19 protein-coding genes are annotated in these 21,501 nt (G+C 72.7%); 16 read left to right on the forward strand and 3 right to left on the reverse strand.

Annotated features, from left to right (window positions below):
• Positions 1-58 precede the first annotated feature (58 nt).
• Positions 59-802, forward strand: coding sequence for an SUMF1/EgtB/PvdO family nonheme iron enzyme (locus J2Y46_RS08720; protein ID WP_310241677.1), 744 nt, complete (start codon positions 59-61; stop codon positions 800-802).
• Between the two features lie 57 nt (positions 803-859).
• Here the strand turns inward: J2Y46_RS08720 and J2Y46_RS08725 are convergent, their stop codons facing one another.
• On the reverse strand, positions 860-2,344 hold the full coding sequence (locus J2Y46_RS08725; RefSeq protein ID WP_045300756.1) for an NCS2 family permease: 1,485 nt from the start codon (positions 2,342-2,344) through the stop codon (positions 860-862).
• Between the two features lie 128 nt (positions 2,345-2,472).
• Between J2Y46_RS08725 and J2Y46_RS08730 the strand changes: the two genes are divergently transcribed.
• Genes J2Y46_RS08730 through J2Y46_RS08745 form a run of 4 tightly spaced genes read left to right on the forward strand, consistent with a single transcriptional unit; the run spans position 2,473 to position 6,739 of the window.
• A complete protein-coding gene (locus J2Y46_RS08730; protein ID WP_310241680.1) occupies positions 2,473-4,143 on the forward strand; it encodes a DUF6350 family protein in 1,671 nt (556 codons plus the stop codon).
• A gap of 9 nt (positions 4,144-4,152) precedes the next feature.
• Positions 4,153-4,755: a phosphoribosylglycinamide formyltransferase gene (gene purN / locus J2Y46_RS08735; protein ID WP_310241682.1), complete on the forward strand. Its 603-nt coding sequence runs from the start codon at positions 4,153-4,155 to the stop codon at positions 4,753-4,755.
• 25 nt (positions 4,756-4,780) lie between these two features.
• The gene (gene purH, locus J2Y46_RS08740; protein WP_310241687.1) at positions 4,781-6,385 is read left to right on the forward strand and encodes a bifunctional phosphoribosylaminoimidazolecarboxamide formyltransferase/IMP cyclohydrolase; all 1,605 of its coding nucleotides are present in this window, start codon (positions 4,781-4,783) and stop codon (positions 6,383-6,385) included.
• Positions 6,386-6,406: 21 nt separating this feature from the next.
• The gene (locus tag J2Y46_RS08745) at positions 6,407-6,739 is read left to right on the forward strand and encodes a hypothetical protein (protein ID WP_045300762.1); all 333 of its coding nucleotides are present in this window, start codon (positions 6,407-6,409) and stop codon (positions 6,737-6,739) included.
• Here J2Y46_RS08745 and J2Y46_RS08750 read toward each other — a convergent pair whose 3' ends face one another.
• A complete protein-coding gene (locus tag J2Y46_RS08750; protein WP_310241689.1) occupies positions 6,740-7,432 on the reverse strand; it encodes a hypothetical protein in 693 nt (230 codons plus the stop codon). It abuts the gene before it with no gap.
• Positions 7,425-8,222 carry a hypothetical protein gene (locus J2Y46_RS08755; protein WP_310241690.1) on the reverse strand — a complete coding sequence of 266 codons (798 nt, stop codon included), beginning with the start codon at positions 8,220-8,222 and terminating at the stop codon, positions 7,425-7,427. Before J2Y46_RS08755 ends, J2Y46_RS08750 begins: the two co-directional genes overlap by 8 nt.
• 45 nt (positions 8,223-8,267) lie before the next feature.
• Between J2Y46_RS08755 and J2Y46_RS08760 the strand changes: the two genes are divergently transcribed.
• The 11 genes from J2Y46_RS08760 to J2Y46_RS08810 all read left to right on the forward strand — a co-directional run bounded on the left by J2Y46_RS08760 (position 8,268) and on the right by J2Y46_RS08810 (position 21,429).
• Positions 8,268-9,320 carry a hypothetical protein gene (locus J2Y46_RS08760; protein WP_310241691.1) on the forward strand — a complete coding sequence of 351 codons (1,053 nt, stop codon included), beginning with the start codon at positions 8,268-8,270 and terminating at the stop codon, positions 9,318-9,320.
• Positions 9,317-13,648, forward strand: a complete 4,332-nt coding sequence (locus J2Y46_RS08765) for an FtsK/SpoIIIE domain-containing protein (RefSeq protein WP_310241692.1) — start codon at positions 9,317-9,319, stop codon at positions 13,646-13,648. The genes J2Y46_RS08760 and J2Y46_RS08765 overlap by 4 nt, the downstream gene beginning before the upstream one ends.
• Before the next feature lie 118 nt (positions 13,649-13,766).
• A complete protein-coding gene (locus tag J2Y46_RS08770; RefSeq protein ID WP_157005617.1) occupies positions 13,767-14,444 on the forward strand; it encodes an FHA domain-containing protein in 678 nt (225 codons plus the stop codon).
• A gap of 16 nt (positions 14,445-14,460) precedes the next feature.
• On the forward strand, positions 14,461-15,201 hold the full coding sequence (locus J2Y46_RS08775; protein ID WP_310241693.1) for a hypothetical protein: 741 nt from the start codon (positions 14,461-14,463) through the stop codon (positions 15,199-15,201).
• Positions 15,202-15,327: 126 nt separating this feature from the next.
• Positions 15,328-15,621: a WXG100 family type VII secretion target gene (locus tag J2Y46_RS08780; RefSeq protein WP_045300773.1), complete on the forward strand. Its 294-nt coding sequence runs from the start codon at positions 15,328-15,330 to the stop codon at positions 15,619-15,621.
• Positions 15,622-15,695: 74 nt separating this feature from the next.
• Complete coding sequence (locus J2Y46_RS08785) at positions 15,696-16,025, forward strand: WXG100 family type VII secretion target (RefSeq protein ID WP_045300775.1); 330 nt, start codon at positions 15,696-15,698, stop codon at positions 16,023-16,025.
• On the forward strand, positions 16,022-16,315 hold the full coding sequence (locus J2Y46_RS08790; protein WP_045300777.1) for a hypothetical protein: 294 nt from the start codon (positions 16,022-16,024) through the stop codon (positions 16,313-16,315). The genes J2Y46_RS08785 and J2Y46_RS08790 overlap by 4 nt, the downstream gene beginning before the upstream one ends.
• Positions 16,312-18,942, forward strand: coding sequence for a hypothetical protein (locus J2Y46_RS08795; protein WP_310241697.1), 2,631 nt, complete (start codon positions 16,312-16,314; stop codon positions 18,940-18,942). Before J2Y46_RS08790 ends, J2Y46_RS08795 begins: the two co-directional genes overlap by 4 nt.
• Before the next feature lies 1 nt (position 18,943).
• Entirely contained in the window at positions 18,944-19,219 is a 276-nt protein-coding gene (locus J2Y46_RS08800; protein ID WP_045300781.1) for a hypothetical protein, read from the forward strand.
• 123 nt (positions 19,220-19,342) lie between these two features.
• A complete protein-coding gene (locus tag J2Y46_RS08805) occupies positions 19,343-20,923 on the forward strand; it encodes an Ada metal-binding domain-containing protein (protein ID WP_310241699.1) in 1,581 nt (526 codons plus the stop codon).
• Positions 20,920-21,429: a methylated-DNA--[protein]-cysteine S-methyltransferase gene (locus J2Y46_RS08810; RefSeq protein ID WP_310241701.1), complete on the forward strand. Its 510-nt coding sequence runs from the start codon at positions 20,920-20,922 to the stop codon at positions 21,427-21,429. The genes J2Y46_RS08805 and J2Y46_RS08810 overlap by 4 nt, the downstream gene beginning before the upstream one ends.
• The last annotated feature ends 72 nt before the right edge of the window (positions 21,430-21,501 follow it).

Consider the following 21,501-nt stretch of genomic DNA (forward strand, 5'->3'; position numbering starts at 1 on the left):
GCGGCGGCGCGTACCGTGAAGCGATCGTCACGCTCCCGCCGCGTGGGATACTTCCGCGGTGACCGACATCGAACTCGCCCGCATCGCCGGCGGAACGGTCACCCTGCACGACGCCCGCCGCAAGGCGCGCTGGAGCGTCGAGCTCGAGCCCTACGAGATCGGCGTGTACGCGGTCACGCAGGAGCAGCTCGCGGAGCTGCTGGGCGAGCCTGCGTCGCACCCGCGCCGCCCCGCGACCGACGTCAGCTGGTTGCGCGCGATCCGATTCTGCAACGCGGCGTCGGAGTGGGAGGGGCTCGACCCCGCGTACTCGTTCGACGGCGAGGATGTCACGTGGCACGTCGAGGCCGAAGGCTTCCGTCTTCCCACCGAGGCCGAGTGGGAGCACGCCTGTCGCGCCGGCTCCACGGGCCCGCACTACGGCCTCCTCGCCGAGGTCGCGTGGACGGGTGCCGACGGCGTCGGCGCCCCGCAGAACGTCGGCGGCAAGCTGCCCAACCTCAACGGCCTCTTCGACACCCTCGGCAACGTCTGGGAGTGGACCTGGGACCTGCTCGACCCCGCCCGCTACGCCGACTACCGCGTCTTCCGAGGCGGCGGCTTCGCCGACGACGCGTGGAGCGTGCGCGCGTCGACACGCCGCGGCGGCGCCCCGCGCATGCACCACGACGACGTCGGCTTCCGCGTGGCACGCGGCGGCTTCGACGCCGTCGATGCTGCGCAGGGCTGGTCCGCCGCGGTCGACCGCGACCGGGCCGACATCGACGGACCCCTTCCGCCCGGTTGGACTCCGCTGCGCTGAAAGACGGAAGCGGATGCCTCGAGCCGAGGCATCCGCTTCCGTCCGTGAATCGAGTGCTCAGCCGAGCAGGGTCTCGAGCGGTCCGCGCGCGAAGTAGAGCACGAAGCCGGCCGCCACGATCCACAGCAGCGGGCTGATCTCGCGAGCCTTGCCCGACAGCGAGCGCACGACGACCCAGGAGATGAACCCCGCGCCGATGCCGTTCGCGATCGAGTACGTGAGCGGCATGACCGTGACGGCGAGGAACACCGGAAGCAGGATCGAGAAGTCCGAGAAGTCGATGAAGCGGATCTGCGACATCATCAGCGCACCGACGATGACCAGAGCGGATGCCGCGACCTCGGTCGGCACGATCGACACGAGCGGCGTGAAGAACATGGCGACGAGGAAGAGGCCACCGGTCACGACGTTCGCCAAGCCCGTGCGGGCGCCCTCGCCGATGCCCGCACCCGACTCGATGAACACCGTGTTCGACGAGCTGGACGTGAAACCACCGGCGACCGCGCCGACGCCCTCGACGATGAGCGCCGACTTGATGCGCGGGAAGTCGCCCTTCTCGTTCGCGAGACCGGCCTCCTTCGACAGACCGGTCATGGTGCCCATGGCGTCGAAGAAGTTCGTGAAGACGAGCGTGAAGACGAGCATCAGCGCGGCGAGCACGCCGATGCGCTCGAACGAGCCGAAGGACACCTGTCCGACGAGCGACAGATCGGGCACGCTCACGAGCGACGACGGCAGCTCGGGGACCGACAGGCCCCACCCGCCGGGGTTGAGGTCGTCGCCGGAGAACTTCGGGCCGATGTTCCAGATCGCCTCGACGATCACCGCGACGACCGTGCCGGTGACGAGGCCGATCAGGATGCCGCCCTTGACCTTGCGGGCCACCAGGATGCCGGTCAGCAGCAGGGTGAACACGAAGATCAGCGTCGGCACCGTCGCAACCGAGCCGTTGACGCCCAGACCCACGGGGGGAGAGGACGCGCCGGTCGCGGTGACGAAGCCGGCGTCGACGAAGCCGATGAACGCGATGAAGAGCCCGATACCCACCGTGATGGCCAGCTTCAGCTGGATCGGCACGGCATCGAAGATCATTCGCCTGAGGCCCGTCGCCGCGAGGAGCACGATGATCAGACCGTTGATGACGACGAGACCCATCGCCTCGGGCCACGTCACCTGCCCGACGACCGAGACGGCGAGGAACGAGTTGATGCCCAGGCCCGCCGCGAACGCGAACGGCAGGCGGGTCACCAGTCCGAACAGCACCGTCATCACACCGGCGGTGAGCGCGGTGGTCGCGGCGACCTGTGTGAACCCGAGGGTGTCACCGGCGACATCCGTGCCGCTGGACAGGATGATCGGGTTCAGGATGACGATGTACGCCATCGTCACGAACGTGACGACACCGCCGCGGATCTCGGCGGGGATCGTCGATCCGCGCTTGGTGATCTCGAAGAACCTGTCGAAGCCGTTCTTCGGCTCCGGGGTCTCGGTGTTCTCGGTCTCGTCGGGGGCGTTGGATGCCGTGGACTCGGCTGTGCTCATGTGGGGGGACCTCCGATGTGAAACGTTAGTCGCTCCCGCCCCAACCTGAGGATTCGCTGGACGGATGCCTCGACCCCGCGCGCGGGCACCCTGGCCCGGGCGGTGCGCCGAAGTAGGGTCGATGGCGCATGCATCGCCTCATCGTCGCCCTCCTCGCCTCCGTCGACGCCGTCATCGCGGCGGCCGTCGGCCTTGCCGTGACCCTCGCTCCGCTCACCCTGCTGTGGGTGTTCGGATTCGGCGGCGGCGCGGACTGGGGCGTGCTGTGGCCGTCGGCGGTGTCGGTGTGGCAGCTCGGCAACCTCGTGCCGCTCAGCATCGCGCTGCCGCCCGACTACCTCGCTGCGACCGGGATCGATGCGGGCGCGGCATCCTTCGTCCTCTCCCTCGCCCCGCTGGCCTTCGCCGGGTTCACGGCGATCTTCGCCGCCCGCTCCGGTGCCCGCGCCTCGCACGCCGACGCGTGGCTCACCGGAGTGCTCACCTCGAGCGCCGTGTTCGCGCTGGTGACCACCGGCGCCGCGTTGAGCGGCGCCAACGGCGTCGCGAGCGCCGAGACGTGGCAGGCGATCCTCGTGCCGACGCTCCTGTTCGTCCTGCCCGCCCTCGTCGCGGCGATCGTGACCGAGTGGTCGGAGGCGGGATCCGGGGCGATCGCGCGCCTGCGCGACCGCGTCGAGTCGGCGCCGCACGACTGGGGCGAGGTGCCCGCGCTCATCGCGCGCGGGACCGCCGTCGTCGTGCTCGGACTCGTCGGCGTCGGCGCCGCGGTCGCTGCCGTCGCCCTGTTCGCCCGGGCGGGGCAGATCGTCGCCCTGTTCCAGGCGGGCGATGTCGACCCCATCGGCGCCACCGTCATCACGCTCGTCCAGCTCGCCTACGTGCCGACGCTCGCGGTGTGGGGGATGAGCTTCGTCGCCGGACCCGGCTTCGCCGTCGGCACGGGCACGGCGGTCTCGCCCGCCGGAACCCAGGTCGGCGTCATCCCGGGTCTGCCCGCGCTCGGCGCTGTGCCCGAGTCGACGACATCGTGGCTGCTGCTGCTCGCCCTGCTGCCGATCGCGCTCGGCGCGCTCGGCGGGTGGATCGCGCGGTCGCGGCTCCTGCACGCCGGGGGACCTTCCCGCACACGGATGCTGCAGCCTGCGCCGTCCGCCGGGCCGGCGTCGTCGCGGTTCGATGCCGGGAAGACGGCGGCACTCAGCGGGCTGCTGTCGGGGTCGGCCACGCAGGAGCCCGGCGCCGAGGGGCATCTCGACGACCACCTGGATGCGGCGGAGGATCCGATCGCGGCCCGTCTCGTCGTGACCGCGGGCATCGCGCTGCTCTCCGGCGGCGCCGCGGCGCTGCTCGCCTGGGCGGCGTCGGGATCGCTCGGACCCGGGCGGCTGGCCGAGTTCGGGCCTGATGCCGGTCCCGTCGGGCTGGCGGTCGGCCTCGAGGTGCTGCTCGGTGCGGCCATCCTGCTGCTGTCGCCGCGTGCGGCGGACGGCCGCCACTCGGCCGCGCAGAACCCCGCGCTCGGCGCGGCCGCGGTCGAGCCGGCGACGGCGGACGACGACCCGCACGCGGAGCCGCCGGAGGCGGCGGCGTTCGCCGCGGTCGCGGCGTTCGCGGCCCGGCGATCGGGCGCGGCGCCCACGGAGGACGCCGAGCAGCCGCATCCGTCCCCTCCCGCGCGCGGATCGCGGCCGGCGCCGCTGCCCGGCACCGATGGTGGCGTCGCACCGGAAGCCACGACGGAACCCATCGAGCTGCCCCGGTCGGCGCCGCCGGGGGAGGGGAACGGTTCCCAGTAGACTGACCTGGTGCTCACGGTCGCCGTTCTCATCTCGGGCACAGGCTCGAACCTGCGCGCTCTGCTCGACGCGGCGGCCGATCCCGAGTTCCCCGCCCGCGTCGTCGTCGTCGGCGCCGATCGCGAGGCCGACGGGTTCGCGCACGCCGAGGAGTACGGAATCCCCACGTTCATGGTGCCGTTCGCGCAGTTCGCGAGCCGCGAGGAGTGGGGCACCGAGCTCGGCGCCCAGCTCGAGGTCTGGCGGCCCGACCTCGTCGTGCTGAGCGGTCTCATGCGCCTGCTGCCGGCGGACCTCGTGGACGCGTGGTCGCCTCGCATCATCAACACCCACCCGGCGTACCTGCCGGAGTTCCCCGGTGCGCACGGCGTGCGCGATGCGCTCGCCGCCGACGTCGCGCAGACCGGGGCCAGCGTCATCATCGTCGACAACGGGGTCGACTCGGGGCCGATCCTCGCCCAGGAGCGCGTGCCCGTGCTCCCCGGTGACGACGAGCACGCCCTGCACGAGCGCATCAAGCCCGTCGAGCGGCGCCTCCTGATCGACGTGGTGCGCCGCGTCGCGACCGGCGACCTCGACCTCGCGGCGGTGTCCGCGAGCGCCCAGCTCTGACCCCCACCCCACCGAGGAGACCCGCATGGCCGGACCGAGCCACGACCCCGCCCTGTACCGCCCCCGCGATGTCGTCGCGGTGCGCCGCGCACTCGTGTCGGTGAGCGACAAGACCGATCTGCTGGCGCTCGGCGAGGCGCTGGCCGCCGCCGGCGTCGAGATCGTGTCGACGGGTGGTTCCGCGACCCTGCTGCGCGAGGCCGGCTACACCGTGACCGACGTCGCGAGCGTGACGGGCTTCCCCGAGTCGCTCGACGGCCGCGTCAAGACGCTGCACCCTGGCGTGCACGCCGGCCTCCTCGCCGACCTCCGCCTCGAGGACCACGAGCGTCAGCTCGCCGAGCTCGACATCGCCCCGTTCGAGCTCGTCGTGGTGAACCTGTACCCGTTCGTCGAGACCGTGCGCTCGGGCGCGCAGGGCGACGACGTCGTCGAGCAGATCGACATCGGCGGACCCGCCATGGTGCGCGCGTCGGCGAAGAACTACGCCAACGTCGCGATCGTCGTCTCGCCGTCGTCGTACCCGGCGGTCATCGACGCCGTCCGCGCCGGCGGCACGACGCTGCTGCAGCGCCGCGAGCTCGCGGCCCGTGCCTTCGCGCACACGGCCGAGTACGACCGCGCGGTCGCGACCTGGTTCACCGAGGGCACGCTCCTCGAAGAGGCCCTGCCGGCACACCTCACGATCAAGGCCGAGCGCCTCGCGACCCTCCGCTACGGCGAGAATTCGCACCAGCGCGCGGCGATCTACACCCGCAACGGCGGTCACGGCATCGCCCAGGCGATCCAGCTCCAGGGCAAGGAGATGTCGTACAACAACTACGTCGACGCCGACGCCGCCCTGCGTGCCGCATTCGACATGGTCAAGCCCGCGGTCGCCATCATCAAGCACGCGAACCCCTGCGGCATCGCGGTGACGGCGCCCAACGCCCTCGACCCCATCGCCAGCGCGCACCTGCGCGCGCACGAGTGCGACCCGGTGTCGGCGTACGGCGGCGTGATCGCCGCCAACGGCACGGTGACCCTCAAGATGGCCGAGAACCTCAAGGACATCTTCACCGAGGTGATCGTCGCGCCCTCGTTCGAGCCTGCGGCGCTGGAGGTCTTCAAGGCGAAGAAGAACCTGCGCCTGCTGCAGCTGCCCGCCGACTGGCAGCAGGAGCGCATGGACGTGCGCCTGGTCTCGGGCGGTCTGCTGCTGCAGGACGCCGACCGCTTCCCGGACGACATCGAGTCCGTCGCGAAGGACTGGCAGCTGGTGTCGGGCGAGCGTCCGGCCGACGAGGAGATGACCAACCTCATCTTCGCCTGGAAGGCCTGCCGCGCGGTCAAGTCGAACGCGATCGTCCTCGCCAAGAACTCGGCGACGGTCGGCATCGGCATGGGGCAGGTCAACCGGGTCGATTCGTGCCGCCTCGCGGTCGAGCGCGCCGGTGACCGCGCCGCCGGGTCGGTCGCTGCATCCGACGCGTTCTTCCCGTTCGCGGACGGCCCGCAGATCCTGCTCGACGCGGGCATCGCGGCCATCGTCCAGCCGGGCGGCTCGGTTCGCGACGACGAGGTCATCGCCGCCGCGAAGGCCGCGAACGTGACGATGTTCTTCACGAACGAACGTCACTTCTTCCACTGATCCGAGAGAGGACGCCGACGGATGACGGACGCACTGGCCGATCGCTGCGCGACCCTCGCGCAGCCCGTGGTCGACCTGATGGCGGCCGCGATCGAGTGCCAGGCGGGCGGGGCGGATGCCTTCGCCCGCGTGGCGGATCTCGCCGCCGAGGTGCGGCGGGTCGCGGAGCGCGGCAGCACGGGGATCGACCAGGCCGACTACGTGGCGTGGACCGCGGCGGCGCCGCGCCTGCTCACCGAGATGGCGGAGGCGGCCGAGCGCGGCGACGCCCGCGGGGTCTGGGCGGCGTTCGCAGACCCGCAGGCCGGCCTGCACCGGCTCGGCACCGCGTGCGCCGGTCAGCCCCGCTGGTGATCAGCAGGCGGCGGGCAGCGCGACAGGCTCGGCGTCTCCCCAGCCGCTGAACACGGCGTGCACCGACCCCGCTTCGTCCGCGCGGATCAGCTCGAAGGGCAGGGCGGGCCCCGTCGTGCTCGCCCGGAGCACGCCGGCGGTGCCGTCTTCGCCCAGCAGCAGTTCGATCGCGTCATCCGCAGGCGCTCCCAGCCCTGAGGCATCCGCCGTCGCGTCGGCGATGAACGCGGCCGGGTCCAGCAGCGGATACCAGCGCGTGATGAGCGCGTCCGTCGCGGCGACGCACGCGACGGCGCCCGCCTCGAGGCCCGCGTCCGCGGCGATCGCGTCCGAGGGAATCACCGCCGCCCGCGCACCGTCGACGACGATCGACGTCGTCCCGCCGTCCACCGCCACCTCGGCGCTGAAGCGCTGCGCGCTGCCCGTGAAGGCGACGTCGAGCACTCGACCCGACGCATCGCGGAACGTCGCGGTCATCGAGGTGTCGGCGGTGGCGGCATCCGCCAGGATCTGCGTGCGCGCGTCGGCCGGCGCCAGGAGCGACAGGCCGTTGGCGTCGCGTTCGGGATCGTAGCCGGTGAGATCGACCCACGTCGGCGTCGGCACGGGCTCTGCAGGGGCGCTCGCGCAGCCGGTCACGAGGAGGAGCGAGGCGACCACCGTCACCGCCGCGCCGAGGCGGCGCTCAGTCATCGGCCGGGGCGCCGGCCGCGGCGGCATCCGCGACGCACGCGGAGGAGGCACCCTGCGCCGCGACCGCGTCGGCGTCGAGCGTGACGGGCTCCTCCGTCGCCGAGGCGGGGCGGACGACCACGCAGGACCGGTCGTCGATCAGGCCTGCCGAGACGGGGATCCATGCCTCTTCGCCGGTGATGAGCTGCGAGACGTCAACGACTTCACCGCCCGGGCCGCCCACCACGAGGAGCTGGTAGGGCACATCCGGGCCCGCCCAGGTGGCGCGCACGTTGTCGGAGCCCACCGTGAGGGTGAGGCCGGACGCCGCGGCTGCGGGATTGAGCATGCCGATCACGAGGAACGCGCCGAGGGCGATCAGCGCCAGCAATGTCGTGCCGATCGAGACGAGCGAGGCCGGGTGCCGCCACAGCGGCCGCGGCTTCTCGACGGCCTCGTTGAGCTCGGGAAGGATGTCGGCGCTGGTCTCGAGCGGCCGCATCGGGCCGGGAGTGGTGGCCAGGCTCGCACGCCCGGCCTCCCAGCCCACGCGCACCGGGCCGTGGCCGGCGGGGGGCACCTCGACGGGTGCCGGTGCGAACACGGGCGCGGCGGTCACGATCGCGGTGGGGCGACGCGGCGGGCGCGACATCGTGGCGAGCGGGATCGCATCGGTGGCCGGCCGGTCCGCGTCGACAGTGAGTACCTGGGCCGGCTCCGGCGTCGCCGACTGGCGGTGGAGGCGGCGCATCGAGGGGTTGTCGGTCATGTGCTTCCGGCGTCGTCGGGTGCCCGGGTCCGGTGCGGGCACCCGATTACTATAGTGTCGTCCGCCGCCCCCGGCCCCTGGAGTCCCATGTTCCGCAGACCGACGGCGGTGCTCGGTGCGGTGATCCTGGCAGTGGCGACCGCGCTCGTGCCGGTCGCGGCATCCGCCGCACCGTCCGCCGAGGAGACCGACGAAGCGCAGGCGGCGAACTCCGCGCTCATCGAGATCCCGTACGGCGAGCCGGGTGAACTGCCCGTCGCGGAGGGTGTCACGGTCGACTGCGGCGCGCTGCCGGCCGGCGACGGTTTCGAGATCACGTGCGAGCCGGCGGGGATCACACTGACGGTGGCGGCGTACGACCCCGCGTGGGGTGAGCGCGTCCTGCCGGTCACACTGGTCTCCGGGGCCACGCGCACCGTTGTGAACTATCGGGTCGCCCTCGCCCCGCCGCCGGCGCCCGAGATCACGACACCCCGGGTGGACGCCCCGTTCGCGGCGGGCAGCCAGGTGCTGATCCCGCTCTCGCTCCTGGGCATCACGTGCACGCTCTGCAGCCCCGGGACCTCCTCCGTGCGCGTGGAGGCGGTGTCGCCCGACACGGCGCACGCGGGTGTCGGGCCGACGCATCTCGCCGTGCGCTCGGGCGCGCCGGGCGACGTGACGGTCGAGCTCTCCGTCGAGGACGACGCCGGCCAGATCGCGACGGCCGAGGTGACCGTGAGCATGGTCGCGACGGCTCCGGGTGCTGCACCCCGGGCCCTGCACGTGGGCTCGGCACCCACCCGCTCGGTCGACCTCACGGACCTCGCGTGGGGCGAGGACCTCTCCTTCTCCTGCTCCGCGACGGTCGTCGGCGGGACGTGCGGGGCGGACGGCGTCGTCTCGTTCCCCGCGGCCCCGCTACCCGGAGACCAGCTCTCCTTCCGCGTCGTCGACGGCCGCGGTCACCAGGCCGTCGGGAGCGTCACGTTCACAGGCGACGCCGCGGACGCAGTACTACCGGTCTCTCCCATGCCGCTCGACTGGTCGCAGACGAGTCCGCTCGGAATCAGCGTTCCTGCGCCGGCCTCCGATCAGGACGATGGCGCGACCGTGCTGTCCCGACTGTCCCGCATCCTCCAGGAAGTGCCTACGCCATGACTTTGCGCCTGACGATCGCCGATCGGCACTCATCCGTGACCACCGACTCGTGGGTGGTGAAGGTCGACGAGGCCACGACGGTCTCGGAGCTGGCCGAATCGCTGCAGGTCGATCCGGCCATCCTCGCCCCCTCGGCCGATGCCGTCGAGACGCTCGCCGGATCAGGGCTGCGCAGCGGCCAGGTGGTGCCGGCTGCCTCGCCGCAGGTGATCTCGCCTGGTCGCCTCCGGCTGGAGTTCGTCGCCGGCGCCTTCGCCGGCGAGGCGGTGCCGCTGCAGCCCGACCGGCCGGTGTCGGTGGGGCGCGAGACCGGCGGCGACGTCGTGGTCGCCGACCCGCATCTGGCTCCCCGCCAGGTCACCATCACGGCGACCGGCGGGTACACCGCCGACGGGACCTTCCAGCCGCTGTCGGCGATCGTCGAACCGAGCGATCCGTCCGCGCAGGTGCTGGTCAACGGTCAGCCGGCCGAGGGCCCGGTGCGCATCGTTCCGGCCGACCTCGTGCAGCTCGGCAGCAGCGTGGTGCGCATCGGCATGGCGCCGGCATCCGACGCCGACATCACCGTGGACGAGCTCGGCGCCCGCGCGTTCAATCGGCCTTCGCGCATCCGCACCCCGTCGTCGACGCCCGTCGTCCAGCTCCCGGGCGACAAGCCCGCCGAGACCGACGCCTCGCCTCTGCCGTGGCTGTCGGCCATTGTGCCGATCGTGCTGGGCGTGACGCTCGCGATCGTCTTCCAGCGGCCGATCATGCTCATCATGGCGGCGGCGTCGCCGGTGATGGTCGTCGGCTCGTTCATGGCGAACAAGCGCCTCGCCCGGCGCAAGGGGGAGCGCACCGAGGCGGAATGGGCGGCTGAGATCGCGAGCGCGCGCACGCGCATCGCCGACCTCGTGCGATCGCAGCGACTCGACGCCTGGTACCGGGCGCTGGATCCGGTGCTCATCCGCGACATCGCCACACGGCCGCTCGCCCGGCTGTGGGAGCGCCGCCGCAGCGACGAGGACTCACTCAAGGTGCGCGTCGGTGTCGCCGACGTGCCCCTCGACGTCCGTTTCGAAGGCGGTCCGCAGAAGGAGCGCACCTCCGAGCGGCGCGTCGGCACGTCGCCCTCGCCGGTGTCGGTCGACCTCTCCGCCGGCCCGCTCGCGATCTCCGGCCCGGCGGACGTCGCAGGCGGGATCACCCGGTCCATCGTGACCGGACTCGCCACGCTGCGCTCGCCGCGAGACCTGCACCTCATGGTGCTGTGCGACCGCGAGCAGGATGCGGAGTGGTCATGGGTGCAGTGGCTGCCGCACGTGCAGCCCGGCGCCGGTCCTGTGGCCCTCATCGGCAACACCGACCTCACCCGCCGCGAGCGGCTGCGCGAGGCGGGGGCGCTCCTCGAGGCTCGCATGCGCTCGGGCGGCGACCGCCGGTCCGACGCACAGCTGATCGTCGTCGTCGACGGAGCACGCCGGTACCGCATGCTCCCGGGCATGGTGACGATCCTCGAGAAGGGCGCCCAGTTCGGCATCCACGTCATCGCGATCGACTCCGACCGCACGAGGCTGCCCGAGGAGGCGGCATCCGTCATCACCGTCGACGGTGCCGACCCCCTGCTCGGTCGCGTCGAGACGGCCGAGGAGTACTTCGCGCCGGTGCTGGTCGACCAGGTCACCACCGCCTACGCCGAGGACGTCGCCCGGGCGCTGTGTCCGATCGAGCACGTCCGCGGCGTGGGCGACGACGCGACCCTGCCGTCGAGCGTGCGATACACCGAGCTCATGGGCGTCGACCTCGACGACGCGCGCCCCATCGCCGAGCAGTGGCAGCTGGTGCCGCGGCAGTCCTACGTGGTCATCGGCGCCGGGACCGAGGGCGAGTTCGCGATCGACATCGCCGCCGACGGACCCCACGCCCTGGTCGCCGGAACGACCGGCTCCGGCAAGTCCGAGTTCCTGCAGACCCTCGTGGTCTCGCTCGCGCTCGCCAACCGCCCGGACGCGCTCAACTTCGTCCTCATCGACTACAAGGGCGGGTCGGCGTTCGCCGACTGCGCGCGGCTCCCACACACCGTCGGCATGGTGACGAACCTCGACGCCCGCGAGACCGAGCGCGCCCTCGCGTCGCTCGACGCGGAGCTCAAGCGGCGCGAGCGCGTGCTCCGCGACGACATCGGCGCGAAGGATGTCGACGCCGCGTGGGAGAAGGATCCGGATGCCGCGGCCCGGCTCGGCCTCGCGCGTCTCATGATCGTCGTGGACGAGTTCGCGGAGCTGAAGACGGAGCTCCCCGACTTCATCACCGGTCTCGTCCGCATCGCCCGTGTCGGCCGCTCGCTCGGCGTCAACCTCGTGCTGGCGACCCAGCGGCCGTCGGGCGTCATCACGCCCGAGATGCAGTCCAACATCAACCTCCGTGTAGCCCTGCGGGTGACGGACCGGGGAGACTCGGCCGACGTCATCGGCACACCCGACGCCGCGCTCATCCCCGCCGGATCGCCCGGCCGCGGGTACGTCCGGGCCGGGCTGGACGCGTCGCCTGTCGCGTTCCAGACCGCGCGCGTGGCCGCCCTCCGCGTCGGCCATCAGCGGTCGGCGCGCGTGCTGCCGCCCGTCGCCAAGGTGGGGTGGCAGACGCTCGGCCTCCCGCCCCGGTTCCCGGCTGCGGCCGAGGCCGGCGTGCACCGCCCCGACCAGGACGACACCGACCTGCGCGCGCTCGTGCAGCTGGCGACGCAGGCGGCCGCGATCCTCGGGATCGCGAAGAGCCCGTCGCCCTGGCTCATGCCCCTTCCCGAGGTGCTGCCGCTCGATCGCTTCGACGAGAACGCCGCGCCCGAGGGCGCCGTCGTGCTCGGCCTCGCCGACGTCCCGGCGCAGCAGCGCCAGGAGCCGCTGCTGTGGAGCATCCACGACGGTTCGCACCTGCTCCTCTTCGGCGGCAGCCGGTCCGGCCGCACCACGGCGCTGCGGACCGTCGTGTCGCAGGCGATCCTCCGCTTCACCCCGGCCGACCTCCACCTGTACGTCGTGGACTACGGCAACGGCGCGCTCCTGCCGCTGGCGGCCGACCCGCACACCGGCGCGGTGGTCACTCCCCAGGACGCCGAACGCCTGCCGCGCCTGCTCGGGCGTCTCGGGACGGAGCTGTCGCGCCGCCAGAGCGTCCTCGCCCAGGCGGCCGTCGGCAGCATCGCCGAGCAGCGCCGGCAGGCGTCGCCGCGCGACGCCCTCGCGTACGCGGTGGTCGTGATCGACGGCTGGGAGCGCCTGGCGGCATCGATGACGCCCGACGAGATGCTCGCCGTCCGCGACCAGGTCATGCGCCTTCTGCGCGAGGGCCCCGCCGTCGGCATCCGCGTCGTGATCACCGCCGATCGCGCCGTGCCGTCGGACAAGATCGCGGGCTTCATGGACACGCAGTACGCGCTGCCGATGCGGGACGTCAACGACTACCGTGCCGCCGGCATCATGGTCCGCGACATCGCCCCCGAGATGCCGCCGGGCCGCGTGCTGTTCGGGCCGACCGGGGCCGAGGGCCAGATCGCGGTGCTGTCGGCCGACACGAGCGGCGAGGCGCAGACCGGCGCACTGCGGGGCACGGTCGAGCACGTCGCGGCGCACTTCGCGCGGTTCCCGCAGCTCGCCGAGCTTCCCGCGCCGCTGCGCGTCGACCCGCTTCCCACCCACATCGGGCTGTCGCGCGCCTATGCCCTGCCGGTCGCGGCACCCGACATGCCCGAGGCGCCCATCGTCGGCGTCGGAGGGGACACGCTGTCGCGCTTCACGGTCGATTGGCCCGGCACCGGCGGCTTCGTCGTGGTCGGCGATCGCCGCAGCGGCAAGACCGACGCCCTGGCTCTCATCGCGCACCAGCTCGCCTGGGCGGGTCAGCGCATGACAGTGGTCGCCGCGGCAGGCTCCGTGCTGGCCGAGGTGGCGGCATCCCACGGCACGCCCGTGCTCACGACCGCCTCGGACGCGACGGAGATCGAGGCCGTGCTGACGGGCGCCGAGGTGCTCACGGCGGTCATCGACGACGCGGAGTCCATCCGCGACTCGGCGCTGGAGCGCGCGTTCGTCGCGGCACGGTCTCGGCTTCGATTCGTGGTCTCGATCGCCGCGGATGCCGCCGGAACCGCCGTGTCCGGTCCGGTCTCGGACGCCAAGCGCGGCCGGGCGGGGATCGTGCTGTCGCCGCCGACGTCGATCATCGGCACCCAGGTGTTCGGCGCGCAGCTGCCCCGCCACCTCGTCGGCCGGGGCGGCCCCGGCAGCGGCGTGCTGTTCCTCGGCGGCGAGTACCGCGCGGTGCAGGTGCCGGACCTGCGCGTGTGACCGAGGGCGAACGGATGCCGCGAGCCGCCGCCCGGGCGAAGCGTCTACTGTGGAATCCGGCCCGCCGCGCATCGGGCACGGCCGCGCCGCACCTCTCGCGATCTCGAGGATCTCGCACATGACCACCCACTGCCGCTTCTGCGGCGAGGCCGTCCGGCCGAACACGATGTTCTGTCCCGCGTGCGGGCAGATCATCGTCGGCGACGCCCCGCGCCCGCAGGGTGCGCCCCCCTTCCCCACCACGGGCGGGCGGCGGCAGGATGCCCCGGCCCCCGCAGGGGCGCCGGTCGAGCTGCCGCCTGTTCCGCTGCCCGACGTACCGGCGTGGGCGCGTCCGGTGGCAGAGCACCCTGCAGCGGCGCCGGCAGCGCCGCCCACGCCGATCCCGGCGTCCCCGGCCGCTGCCACACGTGCTCCCGCAGCGGCTCCCGCGCCCGGCCCGCTGCGGACGCCGCAGCCCGCGTCCGCCGCGTCGCCGCTCGCGCTCCTGCTTCCGGGGGGAGCCCGAATCCCCATCGACCGTGTGCTGGTCCTGGGGCGGCAGCCCGGGGCCGGGGCGGCGCAGCGCGGGGGAGTGCCGGTGGAGGTCATCGACCCTTCGCGTTCCATGTCGCGCGTGCACCTCGTGGTGCAGACGCGCCCGGACGGCGGCACGATCGCCACCGACCCGGGATCGGGCAACGGCACGGTCGTCGTGCGCGCCGGGCAGAGGCATCCGCTCGTCCGGGACGTGCCGTTCGAGCTGGCGGCCGGCGACCGGCTCGCCCTGGGCGATGTGATCGTCGACGTGGCGTGATCAACGAGGAGACACCGTGACCGACATCTCTGCCGATCCGTGGCGTCAGTTCATCCAGTCCGGCCGCGCCCTGCGGCTCGAGGTCGAACGCGTGCAGCTGACGGCGACGCTGAAGCGCAACACGCGCTACCTGCTGGTGACGGGCGGCATCAGCGTCGCGGTGCTCGCGGTCATGGTCGGGCTTTTCGCGTCAGGCATCGGCCGCGCCGTCACGTACGTCCTGCTCGCGATCCTGCTGGTCGTGATGCTGGGCAACGTCGGGCTGGGCCTCATCACGCGCCGACGCGTCCTGAAGACGCTGGCGGTGGAGGGCGTGTTCATCGAGGTGGATGCCGCCGGCATACGCCTGGCCGGCGTGCCGCCCCTCGCGTGGGCGCAGACGCTCGGTGTCGTCGTGTCCGACAACCGGGCCACGATCGACGACGGCAAGGGCCTCGCACGCCGGCTGCGCACGCTCACCTACCACACCGGCGGCTCGCTGAACTCCGTCGTCATCGGCCTGCACGACATGCGGGCCGTGCGCGCCGCGGCAAGCGGTCCGCGCGTCGCGTCGCTCGACCTCGGAATGCACGACCACGGCGCCGTCGTGCTGAACCTCGATGTCGCCCTCGACCGGGAGCAGTGCGATCAGGTCCGCGAGGCGCTGCGCGCAGCGACCGCCCTCAACAGCGTTCCCTTCCGTTTCACCGCCGACAACGGCACGGTGGCGCAGGCCACGCTCCAGATGGGCCGGGGCGACAGGCTGACCGTCTCCTGACGCCCGTGCACGGCGTCCGAGATCAGCCATGGGGAATTGTCCCCATGGCACCTGTCGCGGTGCATGTCAGGATGAGACCGAACGTTTCACGCGGGCGGACACCGCCCCCCACCCACGGAGGATCCCATGGCGGACATCAAGGTCACTTCTGAGTCGCTCTCCGGCGTCGCGAACCAGCTCGCGTCGGGCGCCACGTCGATCGAGTCGCAGCTCAGCAACCTGAAGTCCCTGGTCCAGGGCCTGATCGCAGGCGACTGGGGCGGCGCGGCCTCGCAGTCGTTCAACGAGCTGTACGAGCAGTGGGATGCGGCGGGCCTGCAGCTGAAGGAGTCCCTCAACGGCATCAGCGACCAGCTGTCGAAGGCCGCCCTGGCCTACGAAGAGTCCGAGAACAACATCTCGAACAGCTTCCGCGCCTGACCTGTCCGTGAAGGGCCGGGCATCGCCCGGTCCGACCGCCCCCGCGGGGGCGGTGACGCGAAGGGAGCGCAGTCGTGGCGCACTTCTCGGTATCGACCCCGGCGCTCGGGTACTCGGCGGCGTCGATGGCCGCCGCCCTGGCGGACTTCGACGCGCGAGTGGCCCAGGTCTCGGCATCCGTCAACTCCGTCGTCGGGGCGTCGTGGACGGGTGACGCGTCCGACGAGTTCGCCACGGCGTGGGCCGACTGGCTCGCCGGCGCGGCGACGACCCGTGCGGCGCTCGCCGACATCGTCGCGCGGCTGCAGGGCGCCGAAGCGGGCTACGCGAGCACGGAGGCGAGCCTGACCGCCGCGTCCCGCTCGTCGCGCGTCGACGCACGCCGGACGGGGGGCAGGGCATGAGCCGGCACACCTTCGACATCGCGCAGCTGCGCGAGCTCGAGACGACCCTGTCGAACCTCGTCGAGTACTGCACCGACCTCGAGACCCACGCGGCGGGCGCCACGGCTGCCGCCACCGGGCAGTGGTCGGGCGTCGCCAGCGTGGAGTTCCTCACCCGCGTGCAGACCTGGCAGGTCGGAGCCGTGTCGCTGCGCGCCTTCGCCGAGGACCTGAAGACGTGGGCGGGCGACGCCGCCACGGCGTACGAGACGGCGCAGACCGACACCCAGACGATGTGGGCCAGCCTGTGAACCAGAGAAGAATCGACCCGACGCTGTACATCGCCGCGGCCGACGAGTTCCGCGCGATCAGCGAGTCCGCCGCGAGCCGGCTGTCCGACGCCAGAAGCTCCCTGGGCCAGTACGCCCGGATGGCCGGAGACGACCCCGGCGGCGAGCAGCTCGCACAGGGGTACGACGACATGGCGCGCGACGCGCTGCAGGCGCTCTCAGACATCGCGGTGCTCGCGAACACGATGGACCGCGCCATCATGCAGAGCGGCTGGAACCACGCCGCCGCGGAAGAGGCGGCCGGGGGCAAGCCCGCCGGCGGCGCGTTCACGGTCCGCCCGGCGCGCACGCCCGTCTCCGTCGGGGCGCCGCCGTCGGCCTTCGGAGGCAGCGACGACACCCCGGACGCGTGGGATGTCGTCAAGGACTTCGTCGGCATGATGTGGCCGAACGCCGACACCGCGAAGCTGCGCAGCGCCGGCACGACGTGGGACGGCGTCGAGCGCGATGTCAGGGCCCTCGCCACCGAGATCCGCCAGGCGGACGACGCGCTCATGGGCCTCAACAGCATCGAGCTCGCCAAGCTCCGTTCCGAGGTCGGCGACTTCGCGACCGACGTCTCGGCCGCCGCGACCGACATCTCCGAGGTGGGCGACCTGTGCCGAGAGTACGCGGCCGACGTCGAGGAAGCCCACCGCGAGGTCATCCAGATGCTGGTGCAGCTCGCGATCGAGATCGCGGCCACCGTCGCGATCGGCGCGGCCCTCAGCGTCTTCACCTTCGGCGCCAGCGCCGTCGTCGCGGGTGGCGGCATCACCGCCCGCATCATCCTCGTCGCGCAGCGGATCGTCACCTTCCTCATGAAGGTGTCGGGCACGGCGGCGCGGATCGTCGCGCGGCTGGCGGCCATCACGGCACGCATCGCGCCGCTCGCGAACCGCTTCCAGCGGACGGCCCGCATCGTGATCAGCGTCTCGTCAGGCACCCTCGCGGCCGGTTCGTCCGAACTGCTGGTCAAGGGCAGGGACGCGAACCTGCTGGTCGCGATGGGCAGTGGGTTCGTCGGTGGCGCAGTCACCGACACCGTCGCGCTGGCGTTCGGAAAGTACGGGCAGCGGGTCGCGGTGCAGGCGCTGGCAGGCGGGCTCGGCGGTGCATCCAGTGGCGCGTCGAACGGACTGCTCAACGGCGACGGGATCGACATCCGCCAGGTGCTCATCAGCGGCGCGGGCGGGGGACTCCTCGGCGCGGGCACCTCGATCCGCGGCCGGCGGGGCGACACCGCGCACGCCGCCGATCCGGGCAGCGGCAGCGTCCGCACGCCGGACGCCGAGGGGCCGCGCATCGGCGGCTCGGACGGCCCGAGCACCGGTGACGGCAGCGGCATCGGCCGGCAGCCGGACTACGACGGCCCCCAGGTGACGGGCGGCAGCGACACCGGTGGCAGCGGAGCCGGCGACGGCGGCAGCGGCACGCGTCCCGACTACGACGGCCCCCAGGTGACCGGCGGCAGCGACGCCGGCGGCAGCGGCGGCGACGGTGGCGGCATCCGCATCCCCGACGGCGAGGCGCCGCAGTCTCCGACGATCGAGGTCACCCCGCACGTGGGTGACGCCGGCGGCGGCGCAGACCTGCCGACGGCGCCGCACGTGGGTGACGCCGGCGCCGGCGCAGACCTGCCGGCGGCGCCGCACAGCGGGACCGACGCGCCCGCGACGCCGCACTCCGGAACCGATGCCCCGACAGCGCCGCACACCGCAGCGGACACGCCGACGACCGCCGACGACATCTCGCGTCAGTTCGATGATCTCGAGGCCGACATCGACCGTCAGTTCGACGATCTGCAGGCCGACATCGACCGTCAGTTCGACGACCTGCAGGCCGACATCGACCGTCAGTTCGACGACCTGCACGCCGACATCGACCGTCAGCTCGACGACCTCGGGGGCGACGTTGCGGGGGCGGACGGTGCGAGCGACGCCGTCGACATCACGGCGGACTGCACCGCGTCGGACTCGCCGCTGGGGCCCGACGCGAATGCAACGACCGCGGAGCACCCGGGCGGCGACCACGTGCCTGCCCTCGGCGTCGAGGCCGAGGTCAAGCCCACCGGACCGCTGGCGATCGAGCCGCCGCAAGCGGACATGTCTCTCTCCTGGGGCGGCGAACAGGGTTACGTCGATGTCACCGGAGCGCTGGGCGCGCAGACGCCCGACCCACCCCAGGGATGGACCGACATGTCTCAGATCACGTTCAACACCCAGCCCGACTCGCAGCTGTTCTGGACGGGGCGCACCGAGATGCCGAACCCCACCGGCAGGCCCTACGTCGGCAGCTCGGACCTCGCGACCGGACTCGCACAGGGGAAGGGAGCCACCACGCTGGAGCTGTATCTCAGCGAGAACGGCATCAAGATGCCTCGATGGTCCGAGGACCCTCAGGTGCAGGCGATGTGGGGTGAGGTCTCTCGCAAGTACGCGGAATCTGCGCAGGGTATTGTACGAGTCGTTCTCGGTCGCAACATCCGGCCGGATGCGGTGTGGCTCCAGTACGAGTTCGACGCGCTGAAGAGCAACCCGAACGTGTCTCAGATCATCGCGATCGATCCCGCGACCGGCGGCATGCGTTCCCTGTTCGAAAGGCGATGACATGATCGACGAAGCCCTGAGCAGCGCCGTGATCACCTATGTCGGCTACGACACCGACACGGCGATCCCCGGGCGTCATCCCGATCGCATCGCCGACGACGACCTTCGTCGCGAGGTACTCGCGATCGTCGCGACCGTCGATCGCGAGGAACCCGGCGATCAGGGCCTCTGGGTCTGGGGTGCAGAGGTCGCCACCCGAGTGGGTGAGAAGTACCCTCAGCTGTCCTCCGACGCGCTGGATGCGCTGAAGGCGCTGATCACGTTCGAATGGCGCTGAGGCTCGAGTGAGCGGAGCGGGCGGACGTCGAGCGCTTCATCGTCATCCGCACACCGCATCGTCACCGACAGCCGTGTCCGATTTCCGCGAGCCGATGTCGGGGGAGCGTGTCAGGCTAGGGGCATGAGCCTGGCCATGACGTTCGACGAGAGGTACCGTGCGATCGATTCGCGCGACGCCCGCTTCGACGGGCAGTTCGTCACAGCGGTGCGCTCGACCGGCATCTACTGCCGCCCGAGCTGCCCTGCGCGCACCCCGAAGCCTTCCAACGTCACGTTCTTCCCGACCAGCGCCGCCGCGCACGAGGCCGGCTACCGCGCGTGCAAGCGGTGCCTGCCCGAGGCGGCGCCGGGCTCGCCGCAGTGGAACCTCCGCGGCGACACGGCCGGCCGCGCCATGCGGCTCATCGCCGACGGCGTCGTCGAGCGCGAGGGCGTCCCCGGACTGGCGCGGCGCCTCGGCTACTCGCCGCGCCACCTCACGCGCCTTCTCACCGCCGAGCTCGGCGCGGGGCCGCTGGCCCTCAGTCGCGCGCACCGCGCGCAGACGGCACGCATGCTGCTGGTCGGCACCGATCTCTCCGCCGCCGACGTCGCGTTCTCGAGCGGGTTCGCGAGCGTCCGCCAGTTCAACGACACCATCCGGGAGGTGTTCGGGATGCCGCCGCTCGAACTGCGCGCGCGGCGTCGCGTCTCCCGGCACGAGGGCCCGGCCGCTTCGGCGCCCGGGGTGACGATCGACCTCGCGCTGCCGCACCGCGGCGCGCTGGACGCGCCCGGCCTGTTCTCCTGGATGGCCGCACGCGCGATCTCGGGCGCCGAGGCGGCGACGGCGTCGAGCTTCGCCCGTACGCTGCGCCTGCCCCAGGGCCCAGCCTGGTTCGAGCTCCGCCTCGACGACGTCGGGCGGGTGCGGCTGCGCGCCGCGCTCACGACCCTCGCCGACCTCTCGACGCTCGTCACGCGAGCACGCCGCCTCTTCGACCTCGACGCCGACCCGGACGCGGTCGACGAGTCGCTGTCGGGGCATCCCGAGCTCGCTCCTCTCGTGGCGGCGCTGCCGGGCATCCGGGTTCCGGGCGCCGCCGACCCGCACGAGATGCTGGTCCGGGCGATGGTCGGGCAGCAGATCACCGTCGTCGCCGCGCGCACCGCTCTCACCGCGCTCACCGCCGCACTCGGCGAGGAGGCCCCCGCCTTCGCGGGCATGCTGTCGCCGGGCGCCGGCGCTGGCGAGAGCCCTGCCCCCGCCCGCCTGTTCCCGACGATGGCCGCCATCGCCGAACGCGGACCCGAGGTGCTCCGCGGTCCCGCGGCTCGCATCCGCGCCATCACCGGAGCCGCCGCGGCACTCGCCGACGGCTCGCTCGCTCTCACCGCGGGCGACGATGCCGCCGAGCAGCGCGCCGCTCTTCTCGCCATGCCCGGCATCGGGCCCTGGACCGCCGACTACGTGCGCATGCGCGTGCTCGCCGACCCCGACGTCTTCCTCCCGGGCGACGTCGCCGTGCGCGCGGGGGCCGCCGCGGTCGGCCTTCCGGCCGAGGCTCGCGCCCTCGACGCGTGGGCGGCCCGCACCGCCCCCTGGCGCAGCTACCTCACCGCTCACCTGTGGCGCGCCGTCCCGCCGAAATCCGCCGTACCGCGCGGGGGTGCGGCGTCGATCGTCCCCACCCCGTCCCTCACCACCGGAGGCATGTCATGACCACCGCCACCATCCAGACCCTCGACACCCCCGACGGCGCGTTCACGATCCTCGCCGACGACCAGGGGCGCGTGCTCGCCTCGGGGTGGACCGCCGACGCCGACGCGATCCTCGCGCGTCTCGCGGACCGCGTGCGCCCGTCATCCGTGGAGAAGGGCGAGACGGATGCCGCGGCCGCCGTCGCCGCCTACTACGGCGGGGACCTCACCGCCATCGACGACGTCGCGGTCTCGCAGCACGGCACCGCGATGCAGCTCGCCGGGTGGTCTGCGCTGCGGCGGATCGCGCCGGGCCGACCGCTGACGTACAGCGAGTTCGCCGTCGAGCTCGGGTCTCCGAGTGCGGTGCGGGCCGCGGCATCCATCTGCGCGCGCAACGCGCCCGCGCTCTTCGTGCCCTGCCATCGGGTGCTGCGCACGGACGGCACGCTCGGCGGGTTCGCGTGGGGGCTGCCCGTCAAGCAGCGACTGCTCGAGCGCGAGGCGGCGGTGCCCGCGCTCATCTGAATCGCCCGCTTCAACCGCTTTCCGGGGGATGGGAAAGCGGTTGTTGCATTCAGAGAATTCCCAGATATATGC

The organism is Microbacterium sp. BE35 (assembly GCF_031457705.1).
GTDB classification, from domain to species: Bacteria; Actinomycetota; Actinomycetes; order Actinomycetales; family Microbacteriaceae; genus Microbacterium; species Microbacterium trichothecenolyticum.